Source organism: Amycolatopsis sp. NPDC039088, assembly GCF_055598845.1.
On record NZ_JBVKAE010000015.1, the window covers coordinates 65,772 to 88,252 of the forward strand.

Below are 22,481 nucleotides of genomic sequence, written 5' to 3' on the forward strand. Positions count from 1 at the left end.
GGTCGGACTCCGGCGGCTCAGACCGTGGGTGGACTGGTCGTTGGAGCCTGCGCGAGCTGTCGTCGTTTTTCGGCGATGAAGGGTTTCGTCCGCCGGTCGGGAGCCGGAGCGACTTTGACTGTCAGCGCTACACATCGGCTGTACCCGGTCGCGATCGCCGTTTCCCGGCAACGGCGCTCAGAACGGTGGCGGTTCGCCGGCCAGAGGGCCTTCGGTGCGGGGTTCGTGCAGGGGCGGTGGTGTGCTGTCGGAGCTGTGTCCGGTGGGGGTGGTGACGGTCAGGGTGCCGTCAGGGGCGAGGCGATAGGTCCAGCCGGGTTCGTCTTTGAGGCGGTGGTCGCGGCGGCAGAGGTCGATCAACTCGTCGGCGTTGGTGTGGCCGCCGAACTGCCACGGCACCACATGGTCCAGATCGCAGGCCTGCGCCGGACGCCCGCAGCCGGGTCTTCGACACTCACGATCCCGCACCCGCACAAACTCGCCCAGCCCCGCCGACGGCCGATACCGATCCCGCCCCAGATCCAGCACCTGCCCCGACAACGGATCCGTGACGATCCGGCGCAACACCGTGTCCGGCCCGGTCGCGATGTGCCGGGCCAACCCCGCCGGAATATGGCCATGCCCAGCCAGCTCCGCCGGATCGTTGTTCAGCCCGAGATAGGTGAACAGATCCATGTACAGGAACACCTCGGTACGTTCACTGGTACCGCCCTGCCCGCCGAGCAGCAGATCGAGCGCGATATCCGCACGCAACTGATCCAGCGTCCGGGTCTCCCCATCCTTCCGCAAGGCGCGGGCTTCACGATCGATCCGCCGGTAAGCAGCGGTGACCTTCTCGGCGGGACCGTCCTCGACCTCGATCGACGCCACCCCGGTCTCGCCCTGCCGCAACCTGAGACGACGCCCCTCCCGGTTATGCTTCGCACGCTTATCCGCACCATCACGATCCACCATGTTCGCCGCGTGATTCGCCGCCTTCCGGATCTGATCGGCATTCCTGCCCGGCGACCGATCCTCCAGCACCGCATCCACAGCACGCGCGTTCTCATCCGACAACCACGCCGTGGCAGCGACGACCTTCATCGCACCGAAACCAGACAGCTTCCCCCGATCCATCAACGCCAGCGTGCAAGGCAGACGCGTGGTCAACGCGGCCGCGGCGGAGACCATCGCACCCGCGTGATTGTCCATAAAAGACAACTCGACCGCGACTTCCTGCACCACACTCCCCGCACCCCCACGATGCCGGCTCAGCTGAGCCAACGCCCGAAACCGCACCGCCTCCAACCGCGCGATCCCTGCCGACGCAGCCTTCGCCACAGCCACGGAATCCTTATCTCCCAACGAAACTACCGAAGCATTGACCAACTCCAAAAGGTCAGGATCAACAATGTCCTCGAGAAGCGCCACAGGCGCCGCCTTGTAGGTATCCACCCGACGAACATACGATCGACCACCGACAGTTTCCGATCACACGCCCACCGTAAGACGTTGCCGATTTCCGACAACGGGGAATGCCTCACGACCCGCCACGTGTCAGGACAGCCGCTCAGCCTAATGCCCGGCAGGCTGGAGGTCGTGCCCGTTCCAGGTGAACCGGGCCGTGGTCACCGCGTCGTCACCGTCGCCCCCGGTGATCAGCTGATGGATCCCGACGCCGCTGAGTTCGGCGTAGGTGCACCATTCGTGGTCCGACGTCAGCATCAGGTCCAGGTCGAGCGCGGACAGCAACCCGAACACCTGCCCCCGGTTGGTGGTGTCGACGCCGACGAACACCTCGTCGAGCAGGATCACCCTCGGTGCCTCCGGCACGGCCTGATAGTGCGCGGCGACGGCGGCGAACAGCGGCAGGTGCAACGCGATCGCCTTCTCCCCACCGGAAAGCGCGCCGTGCAGTTTCTTGGTCAGCAGCTGCCAGCCCGCTCCGTTGGCACGGTCCACCTTGACCACGAACCGGTGCCAGGAGGTGTAGTCGAAGACCTGCGCGAGCTGCTGCTCCCAGCTGGTCGCGGTGTCGTCGGCCTTCGCCTGTTCGACGCGTTCACGGAAGAACTTGTGCAGTGATTCGCGGTCCTCCGTGGTCAGCTGGTCCGGGTCCTTCAGCAGGAGATCCCGCGCGGTCTTGGTGCCCGGCGGCAGGTCGGGTGAGACCTGCCAGACCAGCCGGACGGCGACCCGCGACGCGGTCCGCACCCGTTCCAGACGCGCGTTCATCCCGTCGACGAGGTCGTTGGCCTGCCGGATGCGGGCCGCGAGATGACGGCGGGTGTCACCGGTCAGCGTCTTGTCGAACAGGTCGCTTTCGCGGTCGGTGATCTCGTGCCTGCTCTGTTCCGCCTCCGCGTAAAGGATCTTCAGCAGTTCGGCCGCGCCGACCCGCAGCCCGTCGACGACGGCGGTGAAGATCTGGACGTCTTCGTCGGTCTCCAGATCGAGTTCCGCGCGCGAACTGAGCGTGTTCCGGCAGGTGTGCACGGCTTCGGAAAGCCGGTGCAGTGCCTCGCCGAGGTTGCTCGGGGCGTGCGGCACGGACGGCCACGCCGCGGCGACCAGCCGGGCGGTGTCGAGCGCGGACCGCACTCCTTCGGACGCGGACAGGGTGGCCTGGAACTTCGGCAGGTCCTCGATCCCGCCGTCCGCCGGGAAGACCCCGGTGGCGAGCTTCCGGAACCGGTGCGCGGCCGCGTCCTGCTTGGCCGCGGCGTCTTCGCGGGCGTTCGCGTCGGTCGTGCGCTGGACACCGAGCGCGCCCAGCCGCACCGCCAGATCCGTGGCCGTCCGGTTCGCGGTCCGCAGTTCGTCGCCGAGTTCGCGCAGTTTCGTGCGCAGGGCCTCGACTTCGGCGAGCACCTCGCGCTGCCCGGTGCCGACGGTGCCTTCGATCGCTTCGAGCATCGCGGCGAGTTTGGTGCGCTCGGCCTCCGCCTCGGTGGCCTCCTCCTCGCGCCGGGCCGCGTTCGCTTCCGAGCGCGCCGCCTGCTCGGCGAAGGTCTCGGCCCGCTGGGTCGCCGTGAGCAGGACGCCGTGCTCGTACAACCAGTTCTCACCCTGGTCGGAGTAGGTCCGCAGTGCCGTGGCGAGCGCGGTCAGCGGTGCGCGTTCGGTCGGCAGCCCGCTTTCCGAAGCCTGTGCGGTCAGCTCGTGCAGGGCGGTCTTGGCCTCGATCTCCAATGCGGAGACGGTCGTCTCGCGCTGCCGGACGGCGGTGTCCGCGGCGGTCAGGTCGGCCTCGGCCCTGGTCAATTCCCCAGTCGCGGCAAGAAGATCCTCGTGACTGGGGCGAGCGGCGCGTTCGATCTTGATCAGCTCGCGCCTGCCACGCAGGGCGGCCAACTCGCCTTCCAGTTCGGCGATCGTCTTCTCGCGGCCGGAAATCTCGTCCCGCAGTTCGGCGATCCGGAGTTCTCGCGCGTGCAGCCGAGCCGAGGAACCGATGTACGCGGCCCTCTTCTTCGTCCAGCTTCCGGCCAGGCTGCCCATCCGCCAGCTGCCGTCGGCGCCGATCGCGGCGGGCCCCGCGGGCAGCGTGTCGTCGAAAGCGATCACTTCCAGTACCCGCCGGATCTTCGCCGGGGAGAGCTCCGCGTCGAGTTCCGGTACGAGGACGTCGGCGAGCGAACGCCCCGAAACCACCGGCAGCGTCCCGGTTTCCGCGAGTACGTCGTGTCCCTCGACGACACCGTGGGAGTTGATCCAGGCGTCCAGCAGACCGGCGCCTTCGAGCGCGGCTTCGATGCCGGCGTGGGCGTCTTCCCCTACCGACGCGGCGAAATCGACAAGTCGCCACAGCGGTGCGCCGCTCATCTCGGTCCGGTCCGCCGTCCGGGTGCGCGGCGACGCGGGGGTGAGGACGTCCTCCGTTTCGAGCATACCGGCCTCGACGAGGAGTTCGTCATGCTCGGCGCGCACGGCGGTCAGCGCGGTGCCCGTCGCCGCTTCCTGGCGGATGATGTCTTCGAGCACCGTCTCGGCGACCGCGCTGACCTTGTCCAGCAGCGCGGCTTCCGCTTCCGCCTCCCGCACGAGCGCTTCCACGTCGGGGAAGCGCAGCTCACGGCAGCCGATCGCCCACTCGGCGAGCCTGGTGCGCAGGTCGCTCAACGCGAGTTCGCGGGTGGCCGTCGTGAGATCCAGTTTGTCCTGCGCTGCCGAGAAATCCGACCTCGCCTGGTCCAGATCCGCCTCCGCCTGGTGACGGCGGCTGACGGCGCGTTCGTGTTTGTCCAGCGTCTTGGCGACGGCCTCGACCTGGTCGCGTTTGCCGCGGATCGCGGCCTGCAGCAACGGACGGAGCCGGGCCGGTTCGTCCAGTCCGGCGACGAGTTCGTCGTGCACTCCGGCCAGATTCGCGCGGGTCGCGGCGGCTCGGACCTCGGTCTCCTGCGCGCGGACGAGGTCGGCCTGCCGTTTCGCGACCTGCCGCGCCGCTCGCGACCGCTCCTCGTCGGCGTCCGCTTCGGCGCGGAGCCGGTCGGCGTCCGCACGGAGCGATTCTGCCTGTTCACGCGCGGAACGGGTCCGTTGCCGCAGCTTGTCGAGCTCTTGGCCCTTTTGGTACGACTCGGATTCGGTCAACCCCGAGATACGGGCCTCGGCTTCTTCGACGTCCTTTTCGAGCTGCGCCGCGCGTTTCTCGGCGGCTTCCTTCTTCGCGGCGACCTCGTCGTACTCCTCGGCCGACCGGCGGGCGGCCGCGGCGAGTTCGTCGAGTTCGGTGGTCGCGGCGATGAGGTTCGCGGCACCCGCGCGCAGGACACGCTGGGCGTAGGTCTTCTGCCGCGCGGCGAGCGCACGGGTCGCGTCGACCTCGGTCTCCAGCGAACCCAGCCGTTCGCGCTGCGCGTCGAGCCGTTCGAACCCCTCGGCGAGGTCCGCGATCTCCTGCTGCCCCAACGGCGGGAGCGCGCGGGACAGCAGGTTGGACAGCAGGCTCGGGTCGAGCCGCTGCGAGAGTTTGGGCATCCGCAACTGGAGGAGCGCGGTGATCAACGCGTCGTAGCGCTGCTCGCTCAAGCCGGGGAACAGTTTCGTGCGGATCTCGGTGCGGTATTCGGCCGCGCCGGCGTGCACCGTCCCGCGTTCGCCGAGATGCTCCTCCAGCGCGTTCTTGGTCAGCGGCTGACCCGCTTCGTTGACCAGCGGAAGACCGTCACCGACGCGCAGTCCGGTGGTGAAGAAGTCGGCGTGCACCGTGCTGGTGTGCGTGCTCGCCTGCAGCCGCGCGCCGCAGGTGAACCACTTGTCCTCGCCCATCCGGAATTCGAGCCAGACATACCCGACGCGTGTGGCGCCGGAAGCGCCTTCGCCCATCAGGTTCCAGTGCATGCTGCGCTCGCTGGTGCCGAAGGTCGACAGCCGGTTGGCGCGCAGGCTCGCGTCGAACAGGAACGGCAGCAGCAGCTCCAGCGCCTTCGACTTCCCGCTCCCGTTGGGGCCGCGCAACAGCAGGCGCCCGTCGTGGAACTCGAAGATCTCGTCGTAGTAGCGCCAGATGTTGAGGATGCCCGCGCGGGACGGGATCCACCTCGTCACGGTCACGTCGCCTCCTCGTTTCGGCCGGGATCCCGGTCGGTGTATCTCGCGGCGGCCGGGAGCGGCCGGACGAGTTCGCCTTCGACGCGGACCAGCCCGAAACCGGTCAGTACCGCGAGCGCGTCCACGGTCAGCCGTCGCACGCCGTCCTTGCCGCGGTAGGTCTTGGCCCAGCGCGGGAACCGTTTCAGCAGTTTCGCGGTGGCCTTCTGCAGATATTCGGTCGTTCTCGGCTCGTCGAGCGCGTCGAGCAGCAGGAGCGCGGCGACCTTGGCGTTGCTGCCGTCGTCCGGGAACTTCTCGTCGGTGGCCAGCCCGTCGACGTCGACGAGCAGCACCCCCTCGGCCCGCTCTTCCAGGACGAATCCACCCTGCTCCGCGGCACGCCGCAGCAACTGGCGTCCGGTCGGCGACGCGAGGTACGCGCGCTCCTCCGCGGTCAGTTCGGCGAAGTACAGCACGGGATCGTCGACGAGACGGCGGAAGACCGAATGCCGGAGCCACAGATTCCGCTGGACGTCGGACGCGTTCGGCGTGTCCTCGTGGCGCCCCGACGAGAGGCCGTAGCGCTGCTCGTACGACACCGCGTCCAGCAGTTCTTCGAACCGCAGCGCGACGTCGTCGGCGGGTACGGCGAGCTGCGACGGCCCGACCGGGGCCGCGAGCATCCGCAACAGCAACGTCGCGTCGACCCGGAACAGCACCTTCGCCGTCACTTCGTCCACAAAGGACTCCGGATCGCCGTCGGCGACGCTCAGGACACCGAAGGACTCCAGCAGCTTGAGGACGTCCACGAACGCGATGCGCTCGGCCCTGGCGGCGACGTCGAACGTGGTGACGAGGTCGTCGGCGGCACTCGCGCGGCCGACTCGGTCGGCGAGCAGGCCGATGGTGGTCACCGGCACCGTCAGCAGTTCGGCCGCCACCACGCAGAGCAGGACGTAACGCCGCCGGTCGAAGGGCGCCCGGCCGGACCGCAGCCGCCGGGCGGGACGGCTGGGATCGGCGGCCGCGCGGACCTTGACCAGCCGGGCGTAGCCGAGCCGGGGTTCGACGGTGAGCGTCCAGCCGCAGTAGTAGTCGAACCACTGCCGGATGGGCTCGCGGCGGCGGCGGACGAGGTCGAAGGTCTCGGGGGAGCCACGTTCGCCGATCAGCGGCGTGGCCAGCATCGCCCGGATCCCGCGGGCGACCTCTTCGCGCTCCGCGATGACCAGCTGGTTTGTCAGGCTCACGCGCCGCCTCCGGCCGTGCTGATCTCGATCTCGTAGTCGGGTCCGCGGAAGACGCCGCTTGTGGTGGTCAGACGCGCGACCGCGCCGTTCCGCGGCGGCCGCAGGATGATCTCGATCTGACCATCGGACGTGGTGCTCCGCCGGGCGCCGCCCGTGCCGGGAGTGCTGCCGAGCGCCTGTCCCAGCAGATCCAGCAACCGCTCGAAAACGGTGTGGTCCAGCTTCTCGAACGCGGAAAGCCGCACCACGCCGCCGGTGTCGAGCATGCTCCAGGCCGCCTCGAGTTCGGCGCGTTCTTCCACCGCTCGTTCGGCTCTCGCCGCCCTGAGCGCGGAGACGTCACGGACCCTGCCGGTCCGGGTGAAGCGCTCGGTGCGGCCCGCGGAGCGGAGCAGTTCGGAAACCTCGACCGCGGGCGCGTCGAGCCACGACGCCGTCGTGCTGACCACCTCGGGGTCCGCGTGAGCGAGATGCGCGTGCCGCGCGGAACTGAGCCCGAACATCGTCGACCACAGGCGATGCAGATCCTCCTGCGCGGGAACGACGGTGAACCACCGCGCCAGCTCACGGAAATCGGCGACCGCGCTGCTCGCCCGTCGTCGCGACTCGGTGATCCGGTCCAGGACCTGCAGAAGCGTGATGATCGCGCGCCGGGCGACCTGGTGGAGATCCTCGACCCGCGGCGTCGCCCCGTCTTCGGGCAGGAACCACGCGCGAAGCCCTTCCCAACGCGCCTTGCGGAGTTCCAGCCAGCGCTGATCCGGACTCGGAAGGGCGGCGCCGTTGAGCGCGCGCCGGTGCAGCAGCGTGACGCCGTACTCGTCGATCTCCTTGATCCGGGTGGCGATGGTGTGCGTGTGGTGCTCCAGGTCGTTCAGGAATTCCTGGAGGTACGCGACCGTCGACGCCTTGACCTCGTGAAACGTCGAGAGGTCGGCTTCGGCGCGCAGGAGGCGCTGGAGATCGCCGTTGAATCGCTTCGTGTTGTCGCGGAACGCTTCGAGGTGACTTTCGGCTTCGGCCAACGTGCTGAAAACGCGCCTGTCGGTGCCGTCTTCGAGCTGCTTCACGAGCTCACCGAGCCGCTCGCCCAGCGCGTCGAGCGTCGCCGTCTGCAACGCGCCGGTGGAATTGAGCACTTCGTTCGCGCGAATGATGCCCGCGTACGCCGCTTCACCCTGCCGTGTGAGCGAATACTGAAGGTTCCGGCGCTCGTACTCGGAGGCCGTCCGGTAGTCGCCCGCGTGATTCTGGACGACGTCGAGATGCCCGTGGCCACGCAGCTGATCCAGCGTCTTGACCAGCTCTTCGTCGTCCAGCGTCTCCAGCCAGCCGACCGCGCGCAGCCTCGTGCGGAGTTCGTCGATGCCGAGGGCCGTCTCGAGCCGTTCGTTCGCCTCGCCGAAGGCGTGCAGGATCGCCAGGGGAAGCCCGGACCTGCTGCCGTCGGTGAAACGGAACATTTCGGGCGGTACACGGATCGGATCCATGCGGCCTCCGGCGGATGGTGCGTGGAGCTACACGTTAGGGGGTCACCCAGGCGAGTCCGAACGGCCCATCTTTTTCACGCTGCGTGCTCAGGTCGTGAACAGCTCGAGGTGCACGGTCGTGCCATCGATCTTCACCTTGCGGTAGACATGGCGACCGTCGACGAGCCGGTCGTCCTCCTTGACGCCGGGGGCGAAGTTCGAGGCCCTGAGCAGCTCGGGCACGTCCTCCGCCGGAAGGGTGAGGACGACTTCGTATCTCGTGTCGATACCCCTGTCGGACTTCGTCTCCAGCACCTTGCCGCTCACGGGCATCGAGATCCCGCCGAACCGGAACGCCTCCTCCGGCGTCGGGGACGCTTCAGTACTGGTCGAACACACTGTCAAGAGCAGGGCCAGTGCCGCGAGCAGGATCTTCACCTAGCGTGAGACGCACCGCGGACGTAAGCGTTCCGTCACACTTGGACGGGGATGACAGGGACGGCCGGACGCGTTGTACTGGTTGTCAACGACCAGAGGAGATCAACAGTGACGGAAAAGGCTGTTCTCGCGGGCGGCTGCTTCTGGGGTATGCAGGACCTGTTCCGCCGGCACCCCGGGGTCGTCTCCACCAGGGTCGGCTACACCGGCGGCGACGTGCCGAACGCGACCTACCGCAACCACGGCTCGCACGCCGAAGGCATCGAGATCGTCTTCGACCCGGCGCAACTGTCGTACCGGCAGATCCTGGAGTTCTTCTTCCAGATCCACGACCCGACGACGCGCGACCGCCAGGGCAACGACATCGGCACCAGCTACCGCTCGGCGATCTTCTACACCGACGACACCCAGAAACAGATCGCCGAACAGACGATCGCCGACGTCGACGCCTCCGGCAAATGGCCGGGCAAGGTCGTCACCGAGGTGACCCAGGCCGGCGACTTCTGGGAAGCCGAGCCCGAGCACCAGGACTACCTGGAGCGCATCCCGAACGGCTACACCTGCCACTACGTGCGGCCGGAATGGCAACTGGGCGAGCGCTGATCGTCGCGCTGCACGTCTCATCCGTGCACGCTTACGAGGGCCGTCCCTCCTTGGGGGCGCGCCCTGATCCGCTGCCGGTCTCGCGCGACCTCGTCGAGGTGCGCGCGGGACTGGGGCTGGTGGGGGACCGGTACTTCAACCATCCCGCGCATCGCTCGGCCGCCGTGACGCTTTTCTCGGCGTCTGTTCCCGGTGACCCGCTTTTGGCTCGGCGGAACATCGTGCTGTCGGGGTTCGACGTGGACGCTTTGCCTCGGGGCTCTGTTGTCACGTTGGACTCCGGCGATGGTCCGGTGCGGTTCGAGGTCCACCGGCCCGCTAATCCGTGCGCTTGGATGGACGTCGTCTACGAACCCGGCACCTTTGCCGCTCTGCGCGGGCGCGGCGGGAAGCGATGCGTGCCGCTGGATGACGGGGTCCTACGGGTGGGGCCGGTGGAGATCCCCCTGGGCGACCTCGATCGGCCTTAAGCCCCTTCTGACCTGCGACGACAACTTGTCGGTCTCGAAAAGGTCTGGTGCGATCACGAACGGTGGGTGTGCCGGCAACCCGACCTCGCGGAGGCGGAAATCTTCCAGCGCTGCCTGAGCCGCACTTTGCAGGATCCCGGTCCGCACCGCGCTGACCGGGATAGGGCCGGGTATCAGGACCTCCGCTTGGTCGTCCGTCGGCCACCACGACGGGTGCTCAGGATCGCGTGGACGTAGCCCCACACGATCGGCGAACATCGCTTTGAAGCCGTCGAGGCCGTCCTGGATTCCGCTGCCGGAACGCCTTGCGGCGTTGTGTGGGCAGAACCTGGTGCCAGGCGTGCCCAGCAGCACCGGATCCACTGTCAGCACCACCCACTCGAGGAACTGGTCGTCTCGCTTGCGAGCCTCCTTGAAATACCAGGCATTCGGGTATTCGAGGCTGAAGGAGATATGACCGAGGTGTCCGTCCAGCCGCCGATCGTCGGTCGGCCGGTAGGCATCGGCAGAATCTCGCAGGTCCTCGACGTCCCGCAAGGTTCCACTCGCGAGGATGTGCGCCAGGCTAGCCGCCCTGGTGAAGTGGCACAACCTGCTGATCCCTCGCTGTCTGACTTCGTTGACGACCTCGTTCATGAGCTCATCAGTTCGTAGATACCGGACTCGGCTCCGGGAAGCACGCTTGCCAGCCGGCCGTGATGGATGAGGACAACGTCGGTACGGGCCCGCGTCACGGCGACATACAACTCACGCGCCTGTCGCACTTTGGCCTCCTCCAGCCCAAAGGCTTCAATGCTCGATTCCAACGGCAACTCGTCCTCAGCGCGGAAAGGGAGTACGACCGTGTCGAACTCCAGACCCCGTGCCTCGCTGTATGGGCCGTAGTAGACACCTGGAGACTGATCCCATTTCGTCATGCCTTTGTGTAGCTTGATCGTTCGCTGCCGGTCCACCAGTCTGGCGATTCGCTCCGTGAGTGCGCCATCCCTGGAGAGCACGGCCACGCGCTGGTCCTTCGCCTGGGTATTCCGATCGATACATAGGTTCGTTGCGAAGTGCGCTGCTACTTCGATCAGTCGGATGTCAGAGTCGACGTCGGTCAGGAGAGGGGGCTTGCCACTGCGGACAGGGGCGGCAGGCTTCACCAGTTCGATTCCGTCACCGAACCTCGGATGATCGGATATAGCCTTTGCGAGCTGTGCGATCTGGCGCGTGTTGCGGTAGTTCCGATCGAATCGCACCAGCCTTCCGCCGGTGACCTTGAGTCCGAGAGACTTCCAAGACATCCGGCTTCCATAGAGCTGCTGTGCGTAGTCGCCGAAGAAGGTCAGTGAGCCATCGTCGGGTATCAACGCGGCTAGCGACCGGATCATCTCAGGGGTGAAGTCCTGCCCCTCGTCCACAACGACATGCCGGTAGCCGTGCATGGCCACTTCGCTGTTCAGGGTGCGCAAGAGGTCGCTTGCCAGGCCCGACCAGTCGAGATCGAAGCCGGCGTTGGCAAGGAGTTCCTGATATCGACGGTAGACCTTGTAAACGACCAGCCGGTCTGCCTTGAGCAGGTTCGATCCGCGTCCGACCCGTTCGAGCTCACCGCTCAGGTAATCACCGAAATCATCGATGCCGTTGCCGGTGAGCCAATCGAACTCTTCCGCGAAGAATCGCACTGGCTTCCTGAAGGCGGCGGAGCGCTCGGTGGTGTCGAGTCGAACATCCTTCAAGGCTCGCGCTATCAAGTTGTCCCGGGTGGTGAAGTCGCAGATCCGCGGATTCGTCTCGAAAAACTCGCGAAGGACACGATGCGCGAACACGTGATACTGCTCGACAGTGACACCAGATCCTTCGTCCACCAGACTCTTCAAGTAAGTGACCAGGGCTCCGTTGAACGTGATGAGCAAGGTCGGCCCGCCCAGGCCAGGTACGGTCGCCAGGTAACGGGCTCGCCGAACCGCCATGACCGTCTTCCCGCTACCGGCTACCCCCAGTGCGACGCAATGTCCTTTGCCTCGCAGATAGACCACCTCACGCTGCTGTCCCTGCGGTTCAGGAAGCTTGTTCCCCATTCCGGGATTATTGCATGTTGATCAAGCCTCGCTTGCATGTCATGCAATTACGAAAATAGTAGATATTGAAGCGCAAAGCTTCGGATTCAGTGGAGGTGTATCGGTCACAGACTTCTTAGGCCGCGTTTAATACGTTCCGTTTTCATGCCACTTTGTCGCTGGTAGATGTACTGGGCCGCCGCCAGCGGCGCGAGCAACGCATCCGCCCGGAAGTGCGCGTCCGCGTCCGGATCGATCTCGCCGATCCGTGCGACCAAGTGGCTGTGGTTCAGCCGGTACGCGCTGGTCACGAACCGTGCCACCGGCGTCTCAGTCGCCGCGCCCATAAGCAACCCGCCATGTGTCTCGAGTCTGTCGACGTACGCCTCCATGAACGCTCGGAGCCGTTCCCTTGGTGGCGCTCCGGGCAACCAAGGGCGGCGGCCCGCTGATGAACGCCTCCCAGAACTCGCGCTCGTTCTCATCGAGCAGCGCCTGTGCCAACGCTCCTTTGTCGGGGAACCGTCGATACGCGATCCCGATCCCGACGCCCGCTTTCGCCACGATCTCGTCAAGCGCGAGCCCGGCGATCCCCTTGGCAGCCACAAGCTTGGCCGCCGCGCGGACGATCTTCTGTCGGTTGCGGGCCGCGTCCGCCCGTTCGAACGGCCCGTATCCTGCGATGGGAAGCACCTGGTCAGTCTAGTCGGTGAACAAGCGGAACTTTTCCGTTGTGATAAGTGGAGAAAATTCCAGTTAAGGAGTTCAGACGTCCGTCGACACTTCACGAGCGGTGACGCTTCGACCTGGGTTCAACGGCTCGAACAGCAGATCTTCTTGGCCGACGTCCTCTCGCAGGGCAGCGGCGCGGCGATGTCCGTCGGCTTCGCTCGCTACGGAAAGGTGAGAACAACCCATGGACGTTGACCTACGACGAGACTCTGGTCATCACTTCCGGAGCTTTCACCGTCAAGGGGCCATCGGGATCGGTAACGGCGCGAGCCGGCGACGTGATCTACCTACAGGCGGAGACTGAACTCGTCTACGTGGCCGATGAGGACACGGAATTGGTCCATGTCGCCTATCCGGATTGGCTGGCCGCTGCGGAATCGTCAGCCGAAGCCCATCACCTCGCCGACTTCCATGAGGCCTAGCGGAGATCCTCCAACAAGGCAGGAAGAACCAGCTCCTCTTCGACGCGCAACCCGCGTCGCTCAAGGGCCGGCCGTAGTTCCGGATCCCAGCTCGCGTCCACCGGCCTGCCCGCCAACGGACCGCCGGCCGCGGTCGTCGCGGTGTACGCCGCGGCGTCGAAGCGCCATGGCTGCCAGGGAATCCGGTCTCGCAGGGTGTTGCCGATCCGGACGCCGCCCCAGTCGAAGTCGCCGTGATACCTGAACCGGGCACCGTCCGCCGCGAGGAGTTCGAGCAGACGCCACACCGCGGCCGATGGCTGGCCGTTGACACAGACCAGCGGTGGGCAGCCGGGACCCAGTTCGTCGGCCGCGGAGGCGAGGACGATCGGGTTCTCGCAGACCGACACGATCCCGTCCTCGACGCCGAGGCTCGCGGTGTTCAACTGGCGCAGCGTCAGCACACACGGTTCGCCGGATTCCTTGGACAGCGCCAAGATCCGGCCGGTCACCGTGCCGGTACCGCCGGGCAAACCGAGGCACAACACCGACGAGGACAGCTCGTCACGGTGTACGCCGACGGCAGCCCAAGAGCGACGGCGTTCGCCCGCTGAGCCGTCTCCGGCGGGCGGGGTACCGCGCAGGCACCTCGCCGCCGACAGGACGATCGTCGCCAAAGGGCGTCCGTCGTCCAAGCCGTGCGCGTCGCCGGCGGTTTCGGCGGCGAGCCGTCCCAGCGCGATGCCTTCCGAAGGCAGCTCGGCGAGAACGCGGATCGTCAGGGTGATCAACGTCGAAGCGGTCTCCGGATCCGAAGCCAACCTCCGGACCATTCCGGTCGAGTCCAACCATCCTCGCCACGCCCCCAGCACCGGACGTCGCGCGACCAGTTCGTCCAGGGGCTGGAAAGCCGCCGCCCATGCCGCTGCCTCGGCCGCCCGGTCCGGTACGGTTCCGATCAGCAGCCGTGCCGCGTCGGCGAGCCCCTCCGGCGCCGAACCGCTCCGGCGAAGCACCGCGTCGACTTCGTCGAGAGAAACGCTCAGGGAAGTACCAGTACCGGCCCGGCGACCGAGCAATCGCTCGATGGCCCTGCGCTGGTCCTGTGTCGCCGAGCCGAGGGTGACGACACCGCTCAACGGCTTGCCGTTGCTCATCCGGCGGCGCAAGCGGTCGAGCAGCCACGCCGTGTCCTCACCGCCTAAGAGCCTGCGGAGGCGATCAAGATCGGCCATCAGGCTGTCGGGACGTAGGGGAGCGGTCGTTCTCGCTGGACACGCTCACGGCCGTCCCACTGCCAAGGGGTCACCAGCACGGCGTCGATACCGTCGCGCCGCGCGAGCTGGGCGATGGCCAGACCGGGCACCTGCGGGTAGCAACCCCATTCGCGTTCGCTGGTCATCACGACGTCGAGATCGAACGCGGCGAGCAGGCCGAGACACTTGGCCCGGGAGTCGTCGTCGACACCGGCGAACGCTTCGTCGAGCGCGACAAGCCGCGGGGTGTGGGGATTGGCCGACGACGAGTAGAAGGAAGACGCTGCGGCGAAGAGAGGAACCGACGCGGCGAGCACCCGTTCACCGCCGGAGGCCGGTCCGGTCGCGGACCGCCATTGGCCGTCCTGGTAGCGCTGGATCGCGAATTCGTGCCAGGACCGGTAATCCAACGCGCGGGTGAGTTGCTCGACCCAGCCACCAGCCGCGTCTTCGGCGTGCTCGCGGTTGATCTGCTCCTGCAGGAACCCGCCGACCGCGGTCCGGTCCTCCACACTCCAGGCGTCGGCGGTCTGCCGTAACAACCGGTCTCGGACCCTGTCCAGCCCGTCGGGCGCCGTCCGCGAAGTGCGCCATTGCAGCCGCAGGCGCATTCCGGTGGACGTCGGCCGGGCATCCAGATCGAGGTTGATGGACCGGACCTGATCCTCTGCGTTTCCGATCAATTCTTGTAGCGTGCCTGCCACTTCGTTGATGAGGTGGTTCTCGAGGATCTCGCGCTCCTTCGCCGAAAGCAGGTTCGCTCGCTGCTCGTTCTCCACCTCCAAGGCTGCCACCAGCGTCGGAATGTCCTGGGTGCGCCCTTGGAACAGCACGTCGACGACGATGATCCCGTCTCGTACGGTCATCCCGACCGAATGGCCATGCCTGGACAAGGCGTCGGTCAGGAGCTTGTGTTCGGCCGACACACGCTGCTGCACCAGCTCCCAAGGCCGGTCCGCGTCGTCCACGCCGTCCAGCGCGGCGTTGATGGCCCGTGCGAGGGCGACAGCCGGATTGGGCGCCCACTCCTTGGCGGGATCAGGGAATTCCAATTCGGGAATGGCTGTCGTCAACAGTCCCGTATTCGCGAAGGCCCTCAGCTCACCGATGGCCTGGTCACGTTCGGCCACGGCGGTCGAGATCGAATCGCGAAGCGTCTCGCGCCGCCCGTTTGCCGTTCCCCGTTCTTCACGCACGACTTGTTCGTCATGTCGCACTTGCTTCTCGCGGGCGTCTCGCTCGTCGAGTTCCGCGGCGACCGCGGCCAGTTTCCGGTACAGCTCATCGACTCCCGCGCCCGCGGTCTCGACCAGTACCCGATGACGTTCCGCCACGACTTCGGCTTCAGCGCGGGCCTCGGTGGCCGCTTCCTGTGCTTCACCGTGGTGTTCGGCGGCGGCTCGCAGTTCGTGCTCCGCCTTGGCCGATCCCGCCAGCGCCCGAGCCAGCGCCCGCGCCGCGGGCCAAAGCCCGGCGAGGGCGACCCGGTAGTCACCAACGGCTTTGCGTACCCGGGCCAGTTCCTCGGGATCCGTCGGCAGACCGACGTCACCGGCGAATTCGATGACCTTTCCGCGAGCCTGCTCGGCCGCGTCGGCACATTCTTCGGAGTCCGTGACGGCTTCGTCGAGACGGGCGTCGATCCGGCGTTTCGAATCGTGCTCGCCAGCGAGCCTGACATGAGCATCGCGGAGATCGTTGTCCTGCGGTTGAGCCCGGTGTTCCACGGTGAGGGCGGCTCGCCGGGCAGCCAGGCTGTCCAGCGCGTCCGCCACTTCGGCAAGGCGCCGATCCAGCCGGGCGACTTCTTCCCGCAGCCGCCGGACTCGTTCCCTGCGCGCGGCCTCGCGCGCGCCCTCGCCCAGGTAACCGGCCGTGTCCTTGTGCCACGCTCCGCTCAGCACACCGACGGCGAACCTGCCGTCCACCGCGACCCAGGTGTCCGCGCCGGGACCGAGACCGATCGCGCGCAAAACCGATCGGACCACGTCGTCATCCAGGGTCGCGGCCTGCGGGTCGGCCCGGTCCACCGCCGGCGTGAGCACCGCGGTGAGGCCGCCCGCCGGTGCGGGGTCGCCGGGTTTGACGACCACGTCGCCGGTCAGCGTGCTGTGCAGTTCACCGTCCGGGGTCACCCAAGCGTCCAGAACGCCCGCGGCCTCCAACGCCGCTTCGAGGCCGGCCCGGTGCTCCGCGTCGACGCCGGGGAGGAAGTCCACGACCTTCCACAGTGGAGCGCCAGGACGGCCTGCCCGTGCGTCTTCGTCACGGGTGTACGGCCTTGGCGGAGCGTCGTGCCCGCCCGCTTCGAGCCGTGCGATCTCGTCGATGATCGCTTGCCGCTCGCTTCCCGCCGCTGCTCGCTCGGCGTCGAGGGCGGCTTGCTCGCGACCTAGTTCGGTGGTCGCCCGGAGCACGGCTTCTCCCACCGCCGATGTCGCGGGGTTGGCACCGGTGAGCGTCTCGGTCCACGCGTCCAGCGAGTCGAGCACTCCGTCCACATCGGACAGTGTGAACTGCTTCGTGTTGGCCAGGTAGGAGCGGTAAGAGGCGACGAGCGCGGCACCGCGTTCAGCGATGCCTTCCTCGGCGGCCGTGATCCGCTCGGCGGCACCCTGCTGCTCGCCGGTGATCCGGTCCACGTTTTCGCGTGCCGAACGCAACGCGGCCTCGGCCTGTGTCGCGGCGTTGAGCAACCGTTGCAGCTGCTCGACAGCCTTGGTCTGCCGTTCGATCAGCGCCTGCCCGGCCCGCTCGTCTTCGTCGGCGACAACTGCGGCATGCCCCTCTGCCACGTACGCGGCCTCGGCGGCTTCTCGGGCGGTTTCCTTGGCCTGCTCCAAAATCACCGAGTCGGCTTCGGTCGTTCGTCGCGCCGTTTCGGCTTGCTCTTCACGGAGCCGAAGGTTCTCGACGGCCGATGCCAGATCGCGTTCTCGCGACGCGGCGAATTTGCTGAGCTTGTCGGCCTCTGCCCCTACCTGTTTCAGGGTCTCGGCGTCCCGCATTTCCGGGCTGCTCTGCAGCGCGGCACGTCGTGCCTCCAACTGGTCTTTCGCCGTGGTCAGCTCATCAAGCTGTCGTTGTGCTTCTTCGAGTGCCAGCGTCGCCTTTTCGTAAGCGGCTTCGGCTTCCCCGAGGTCACGTCCGAGCTGCTCGTACCTGCTGTGGGTATGGCGAACCGGCGCCGCCCGGCGTTTGGCCGCGATCCGGGAATACCGCCGGTAATGAGTGAGGAACTGTTCCGCCGCCGTCTTGGCCTCGGCGAGCGCGCGTAAGGTCTCTCGCTCTTCGTCCAGCCCGCGAAAAGCTTCCGCGACCGTGGCCACCAAGGCCGGGTCGAGCGGCGGAAGCGCCTCGGTGAGCGCTCGGGACAGCAGTTTCTCGTCCGGTTTCTTCGACAGCTGTGGTTGCCGTAGCTGGATCAGGAGATTGACGAGGGCTTCGTAGCGATGTGTTCCCAGCCCGAACAAGGCCTCGTCCACCGCTCGCCGGTATTCCGACGCGGTGTCGTACACCTGGCCATGCCCCTCGACGGCGTCCTTGAGCTTCTCCCTGGTCAACGCCACCCGGGTCGGGCTCACCAGAGAGAGGTCCCGGCCGATGCGCTGGTCGGTGACGAAGAACCAGTGCCTGGCGATGCCGCGGCCGGCGACGGCCTTGAGACCGCAGCCGATCGTCCGGTACTCGGTGCTCCCATCGGGAAGGGCGCGGCCGAATTCCAGCCAGGTGTAACCGAGGCGTTCATTGTGCGGATGTTTCCCGCCGAGCAGCAGGTTCCATTCCATGCGCTTGTTGCGATCGCCGTCCGGCTCGACCCGGTGCGCCGACAGTTCGCCATCGAGCAGGAACGGCAGGGTGAGCGCGAGTACCTTGGATTTGCCGGTCCCGTTGTTGCCGCGCAACAACAGGCGGCCGTCGTGGAAATGGAACTCTTCGAGGTCATAGTAGAACAGGTCGACCAGTCCGGCGCGGAGTGGCTGCCAGCGGGCCCTGTCCGGGATGGGCAAGGTCATTTCCGGGTCTTCCTCTCCCGAATGGTGGGCGCGTCGAGCCGGTAACGGCCGATCGCGGGCAGCGCACGCACCATCGGCGGCTCCCCCGCGGAATCCTCGACGAGCCTCAGTGCACGCAACTTGTGCAACGCGATGGCGAGGAGTTCCTCGTCCGCGCCTTCTTCGGTGACTCCGCGGCGCCAGAAGGTGGCGTGCTCACGGGCGATCTTCCTGACATACGCCAGCATCCGCTCGATCGGCACCGGCTCTTTCCGTGCCGCGAGATACTCGGCGACGAGCAAAGTGACGTGGCCGTCGGTGCGCTGCTCCGGCATGCGCACGTCGGTCAGCTCGTCGTCGGGGTCGACCATCGCGATGCCCTCCGCGCGGACTTCGGCGACCAGCCCGGTGGCGTTCTCGATCCGGCGCGTGATCGCGTGCCGCTGGCTGGTCAGGTACGCGCGTTCGTCTTCGGCCAGCTCGTCGTAATAGACCACTGGGTCGTCGAGCAGGCGGCGGGTCAGCCGGTGGCGCAGGGCTCGATTGCGCAAGTCGTCAGTGTCGGCGACGGGCTCGTGGGCGAGTTCTTCGAGCCTGGTTTCGAAATCGGCGGCGTTGATCGTCGAAGGGCCGCGACCACTGGTCAAAAGCGTGGCCAGCACCCGGCGTTGCACGTCGTACAGGACGTCTCCGTTGTCGCTCAGGTAGGCGTCTTCCTCGCCGGCGACGCGTTCGAGTACACCCCAGGTGAGCAGCAAGCGGACCGCGGCGACGAGATCCGAACGTTCGTCACGCCTGCTCAGCGTGAACGACACACCCGCGTCGACGAGTTCGGGTTCATTCGCCGCGGCGAGCACGCCTTCAGCGAGGCGGCCGAGGGTGATCTGCGCGTCGGCTCGCTCCAAGACGGACAGTGCCAAGCAGAGCAGGACGTACCTGCGACGGCCGAACGGTGGTTTGCCTTTGCCGTCCGTCGCAGGATGGGTCTGATCGGTCAACGTCGGCGCGGTCTTGAACAGCCGGGCGGATTCGGCGCCGACCGTCAGCCGCCAGCCCGTTTCGGTGGCGAGCCAATCACGCAGTTCCGCCGCGTGGCGCCGGACCAACCGCAGTACTTCGTCGTCCGCTCCCGCTGTCAGCAACGGTTTGGCGAGCAGCGCACGCAGAGCTTTTCGCTTCTGGGCAACGCTTTCGTCGACGGGCGTGGTCATGCGATCGCTTCCACTCGGTCGCGGCCGACCAGGTCGATGATCTCGATCAGGTGTTCCGGCCCGCTCAGCACACCGTCCTCGGTGTCGATTCGCACCGTTCCGCCACCACGCACGAGGGCAAGCCGGATCTCCATCGTGCCGTCGCTCGTGGTCGTGCGGACTTCGTGGTCGCCAGGGGCGCGGGCCGAGAGCGCGTCGCCGAGAAGACCGAGGAAAAGCCGGAACGCCCGCGCGTCGAGCTCACCCAGAGCCGACAGCCGCGTCGGCCCCGGCGTGGCCAGCCGCGCACGCGCTTCGGCGACCTGCTCGGATTCCAAAGCCGCCTGCTCGGCGAGAACGCGCCGCTGCTCCGTGCGATCCGAGACCCGGTTGGGCTGCCCGCGCCGCTCGTAAGATCCGGTTTTGCGCAGTTGCGGGCTGATGTGCACCCCGGGTGCCTCCCGCCACGCGGTATTCGGCGCCGGCTGTACTTCTTCCCACGTGGCAATGGTTTCGTGGTCGACAGTGAGGTGTCTCGCGGAACTGAGCCCGAACGCCGTCCGCCACAGGCGATGCGCCGCGCCGTCGTCCGGGGCCTGGGCGAACCACCGCGCCAAGGTACGGAAATCCGCCGAGCGATCGGAACGCCCGGACCGGCGTTCGTTGAGCGCGGCCACTGTGTCGATGAGCTGGGTGATCGCCGTGACGGCGGCGCCTCGGAGCAGTCGCGCTTGCGACTGACGGCGAGAATCGGCCGAGACGAACCAGTCGTGCAGCCCCCGCCAGCGATTTCGCCAAGTGTCATAACAGTTTTCGATGGCGGCGGCGTTCTCGTGATCGTCCGGCGCGACATCCGCCGCCTCGCGTTTCGCGGCCACCATGAGCAGCTCTTTCACGCCGATTTCCTCGATCCGGCCGAGCAAAGTGGCGATTTCCGCGCCCCGGTTGGCAAGGTCGGCGATGAACCGGTTCACGTAGTCGATCAGCCGCTGCTTGTAGGCGACGAACGCCTCCACGTCCCCGTCGGCGAAATCAATCACGCGGCGTAGCGACGCCATGAACGCCTGCGCGTTGTCGGCCAAGCCGGTGAACCGCTCGGCGAGCGCGAGCAACAGCAGATGCACCTTCGCCGGGTCGAGTTCCCGCGCCCCGGCCAGCTCCACGAGTGCCCGCAGTTGCGCCGCGATGTCCTCCAGCGCCACCGACTGCAACGACCCGCGGCGGCCCAGCGCCTGGTCATAGACGGCGAGTGCCTCTTCAGCGGCCTGACCTGCCGCGGTGAGCTGGTACAGATACCGGGCGCGATGGAAGTCGGCGACACTGGTCACCCGGCTCGTGTCCGGATCGGCACGCAAGTTGCCCCAGTCGACCAGCTTGTCCAGCGCGTCCGCGACCTGCTCGATATCGCCCGGCCTGCCCAAGTCCGTCGTGACGTCCTCCGGACGCATGTGCACGATGAACCGGTCCCGCGCCCGCGCGAACGTCAGCAGGACGTCGCGATAGAGCGCCGCGTTCGGCGCGCTCAGGTGCGCGAACGGCTGGGGCTCCTGTCGGTCGGTCACGATCCCATTATGGAGAGGGCACCGACAGTTCCGATGGCACCCCACCGGGCGCCTGGTCAGCCGACATATCCAGGACGTAGCCGAGCTTCAGCAGCGCCTTGCGGAACTTCGTCTCCTGGCCGAGCGGAACAGCGAGATGGCGTTCGCCGAGTAGCCTGCACAATCCGCGCAGGCCGCGGTCGCGGGCGATGAGCATGGCCACCGCCGGATCGCCGCATTCGATCACCCGAGCGTGCCCCAGGTCGGTCAGTTCGCTGACTCGCCGGGTGACGTCATCCAGCAAGGTCGTCAAGGTCGCGGGCATTTCGTTCTCGGCAAGGCGGTTCAGCAACGCGCTGAACTCGGCCAAACCACGGCCCGAGTCGACCGCGGTGAGCAGACTTCGAGCCGAAACCGTCCAGACCCGATCGCTCGTCTGCTCGGCATAGGCCGAAAGCGTGAGTTCGTCCGCGGGTGCCAGCGCGCCGGTGGCGACGATGTCGAGGTTGGGCAGAACCTTCACCACACCCGCATCCGGCTCCACCGGCATCGGCCGGTATTGCTCGGTGAGTCCGAGGATATGGCTGCCCAGCGCGGTGAGGCGGATGCGCTGAAGACCGTCATAGCGGCTCAACGCTTCGAGAGCGTCGCCGCCCCAATTCTCCCGGAAGTCATCGCGCGCCCAAGCCGCCTCGGTGTATTCGAGGTCGAACATCCCCAGCGTGGCCGCGTACTCGAACAGCAGGGCCAGCGTGTAGCGGCCTTCGAGCATGTCCCACTGGTAGTAACCGTCGTAGCCGAGACTGCCGTACTCGGCTTCGACGAGGTACAACTTCCACAATGCCCGGTCGCTTCGAGCGATGGTGGGGTTCAGGCCGCGGGTGCGCATGATCGAGAACAGCGTTTCCACGAACAGCCACTCGTCCTGCGGGCATTCGGCCAACGCCCGTCCCACGGTTTGGCGCCGTGGTTTGGCCGCGGTCAAAACGTTGCTGATGCGCTGCCCTTTGATCTCCTCGACCCGGCTGAATTCGTCGATCACCGCATGGGAAAGCCAACGCTGCCACAAAAGACGCAAGACCTCGCCCGGCGCCTTGCGCATGGCGTCCCGGCCCTTCGAGGTCAGCTGGAGCTTTCCGCCCTCGAGTTTGGCGAGCCCGCCCGCCTGCAGGAGCAACGGCCACGCGAACGCCATGATCGGGTCGTGGTCGTAGAAGTCGCCGTTCGCGAGATTGTCCGTGATCGTGCGAACCGTGGCAGCGGAGGGGCGGCCGGTCTTTTCGCTGCACCGCACCTTGCCGGCCGCGCACAGCTCCAGCATGGTGCGGAGATTGAGCTGGGCGTCGTGCTCGGTGAGCCGGGTCCGGGGCGTTTCCTTGGCCGTCACGGGGCCAACGATAACCTCCCGCTGTGACACGCTCGCCCATTACTGTGTGGCCTTCGACCGGATTCGCGGGAACGCGAAATGGGCCGGTGAAGGACGGCCAGTGACCCCCAAGGGTGTCTTGCGTCCGGCAGACCTCAAGCACGCGAGTACGGCGATCGGGGCACCGATGCCGGACGCTTTTGTTCGGCGG

Annotated in this window: 17 protein-coding genes; 3 read left to right on the top strand and 14 right to left on the bottom strand. The window is 67.1% G+C overall.

Features of this window, described 5'->3' with window-relative positions; genetic code table 11:
- Positions 1 to 177 precede the first annotated feature (177 nt).
- The 5 genes from ACZ7KI_RS20590 to ACZ7KI_RS20610 all read right to left on the bottom strand — a co-directional run bounded on the left by ACZ7KI_RS20590 (position 178) and on the right by ACZ7KI_RS20610 (position 8,674).
- A complete protein-coding gene (locus tag ACZ7KI_RS20590; protein ID WP_470274706.1) occupies positions 178 to 1,434 on the bottom strand; it encodes an HNH endonuclease signature motif containing protein in 1,257 nt (418 codons plus the stop codon).
- Between the two features lie 120 nt (positions 1,435 to 1,554).
- Entirely contained in the window at positions 1,555 to 5,538 is a 3,984-nt protein-coding gene (locus ACZ7KI_RS20595) for a TIGR02680 family protein (protein ID WP_470274707.1), read from the bottom strand.
- The gene (locus ACZ7KI_RS20600; protein ID WP_470274708.1) at positions 5,535 to 6,767 is read right to left on the bottom strand and encodes a TIGR02678 family protein; all 1,233 of its coding nucleotides are present in this window, start codon (positions 6,765 to 6,767) and stop codon (positions 5,535 to 5,537) included. The genes ACZ7KI_RS20595 and ACZ7KI_RS20600 overlap by 4 nt, the downstream gene beginning before the upstream one ends.
- The gene (locus tag ACZ7KI_RS20605; RefSeq protein ID WP_470274709.1) at positions 6,764 to 8,257 is read right to left on the bottom strand and encodes a TIGR02677 family protein; all 1,494 of its coding nucleotides are present in this window, start codon (positions 8,255 to 8,257) and stop codon (positions 6,764 to 6,766) included. Before ACZ7KI_RS20605 ends, ACZ7KI_RS20600 begins: the two co-directional genes overlap by 4 nt.
- Before the next feature lie 87 nt (positions 8,258 to 8,344).
- Complete coding sequence (locus tag ACZ7KI_RS20610) at positions 8,345 to 8,674, bottom strand: hypothetical protein (protein WP_470274710.1); 330 nt, start codon at positions 8,672 to 8,674, stop codon at positions 8,345 to 8,347.
- Between the two features lie 108 nt (positions 8,675 to 8,782).
- Here ACZ7KI_RS20610 and msrA point away from each other — a divergent pair, with 108 nt between their 5' ends.
- On the top strand, positions 8,783 to 9,277 hold the full coding sequence (gene msrA, locus ACZ7KI_RS20615) for a peptide-methionine (S)-S-oxide reductase MsrA (protein WP_470274711.1): 495 nt from the start codon (positions 8,783 to 8,785) through the stop codon (positions 9,275 to 9,277).
- Positions 9,256 to 9,747, top strand: coding sequence for a molybdenum cofactor biosysynthesis protein (locus ACZ7KI_RS20620; RefSeq protein WP_470274712.1), 492 nt, complete (start codon positions 9,256 to 9,258; stop codon positions 9,745 to 9,747). The genes msrA and ACZ7KI_RS20620 overlap by 22 nt, the downstream gene beginning before the upstream one ends.
- On the opposite strand, the gene ACZ7KI_RS20625 is transcribed toward ACZ7KI_RS20620, so the two are convergent.
- The 4 genes from ACZ7KI_RS20625 to ACZ7KI_RS20640 all read right to left on the bottom strand — a co-directional run bounded on the left by ACZ7KI_RS20625 (position 9,697) and on the right by ACZ7KI_RS20640 (position 12,482).
- Positions 9,697 to 10,383 carry a DarT ssDNA thymidine ADP-ribosyltransferase family protein gene (locus tag ACZ7KI_RS20625; RefSeq protein WP_470274713.1) on the bottom strand — a complete coding sequence of 229 codons (687 nt, stop codon included), beginning with the start codon at positions 10,381 to 10,383 and terminating at the stop codon, positions 9,697 to 9,699. The genes ACZ7KI_RS20620 and ACZ7KI_RS20625 overlap by 51 nt on opposite strands.
- A complete protein-coding gene (locus ACZ7KI_RS20630; RefSeq protein WP_470274714.1) occupies positions 10,380 to 11,810 on the bottom strand; it encodes a UvrD-helicase domain-containing protein in 1,431 nt (476 codons plus the stop codon). Before ACZ7KI_RS20630 ends, ACZ7KI_RS20625 begins: the two co-directional genes overlap by 4 nt.
- 104 nt (positions 11,811 to 11,914) lie before the next feature.
- Positions 11,915 to 12,100, bottom strand: coding sequence for a hypothetical protein (locus ACZ7KI_RS20635; protein WP_470274715.1), 186 nt, complete (start codon positions 12,098 to 12,100; stop codon positions 11,915 to 11,917).
- A gap of 19 nt (positions 12,101 to 12,119) precedes the next feature.
- On the bottom strand, positions 12,120 to 12,482 hold the full coding sequence (locus ACZ7KI_RS20640) for a TetR/AcrR family transcriptional regulator (protein ID WP_470274716.1): 363 nt from the start codon (positions 12,480 to 12,482) through the stop codon (positions 12,120 to 12,122).
- Positions 12,483 to 12,712: 230 nt separating this feature from the next.
- Here ACZ7KI_RS20640 and ACZ7KI_RS20645 point away from each other — a divergent pair, with 230 nt between their 5' ends.
- Entirely contained in the window at positions 12,713 to 12,943 is a 231-nt protein-coding gene (locus ACZ7KI_RS20645) for a hypothetical protein (RefSeq protein ID WP_470274717.1), read from the top strand.
- Here the strand turns inward: ACZ7KI_RS20645 and ACZ7KI_RS20650 are convergent.
- Genes ACZ7KI_RS20650 through ACZ7KI_RS20670 form a run of 5 tightly spaced genes read right to left on the bottom strand, consistent with a single transcriptional unit; the run spans position 12,940 to position 22,291 of the window.
- A complete protein-coding gene (locus tag ACZ7KI_RS20650; protein WP_470274718.1) occupies positions 12,940 to 14,157 on the bottom strand; it encodes a TIGR02679 family protein in 1,218 nt (405 codons plus the stop codon). The genes ACZ7KI_RS20645 and ACZ7KI_RS20650 overlap by 4 nt on opposite strands.
- A complete protein-coding gene (locus tag ACZ7KI_RS20655) occupies positions 14,157 to 18,194 on the bottom strand; it encodes a TIGR02680 family protein (protein ID WP_470274719.1) in 4,038 nt (1,345 codons plus the stop codon). The genes ACZ7KI_RS20650 and ACZ7KI_RS20655 overlap by 1 nt, the downstream gene beginning before the upstream one ends.
- Positions 18,191 to 19,384, bottom strand: coding sequence for a TIGR02678 family protein (locus ACZ7KI_RS20660; RefSeq protein WP_470274720.1), 1,194 nt, complete (start codon positions 19,382 to 19,384; stop codon positions 18,191 to 18,193). The genes ACZ7KI_RS20655 and ACZ7KI_RS20660 overlap by 4 nt, the downstream gene beginning before the upstream one ends.
- Positions 19,381 to 20,925 (bottom strand): TIGR02677 family protein, encoded by a 1,545-nt coding sequence (locus tag ACZ7KI_RS20665; RefSeq protein WP_470274721.1) that lies wholly within the window; start codon positions 20,923 to 20,925, stop codon positions 19,381 to 19,383. Before ACZ7KI_RS20665 ends, ACZ7KI_RS20660 begins: the two co-directional genes overlap by 4 nt.
- A gap of 7 nt (positions 20,926 to 20,932) precedes the next feature.
- Positions 20,933 to 22,291, bottom strand: coding sequence for a helicase-associated domain-containing protein (locus ACZ7KI_RS20670; protein WP_470274722.1), 1,359 nt, complete (start codon positions 22,289 to 22,291; stop codon positions 20,933 to 20,935).
- Between the last annotated feature and the right edge of the window lie 190 nt (positions 22,292 to 22,481).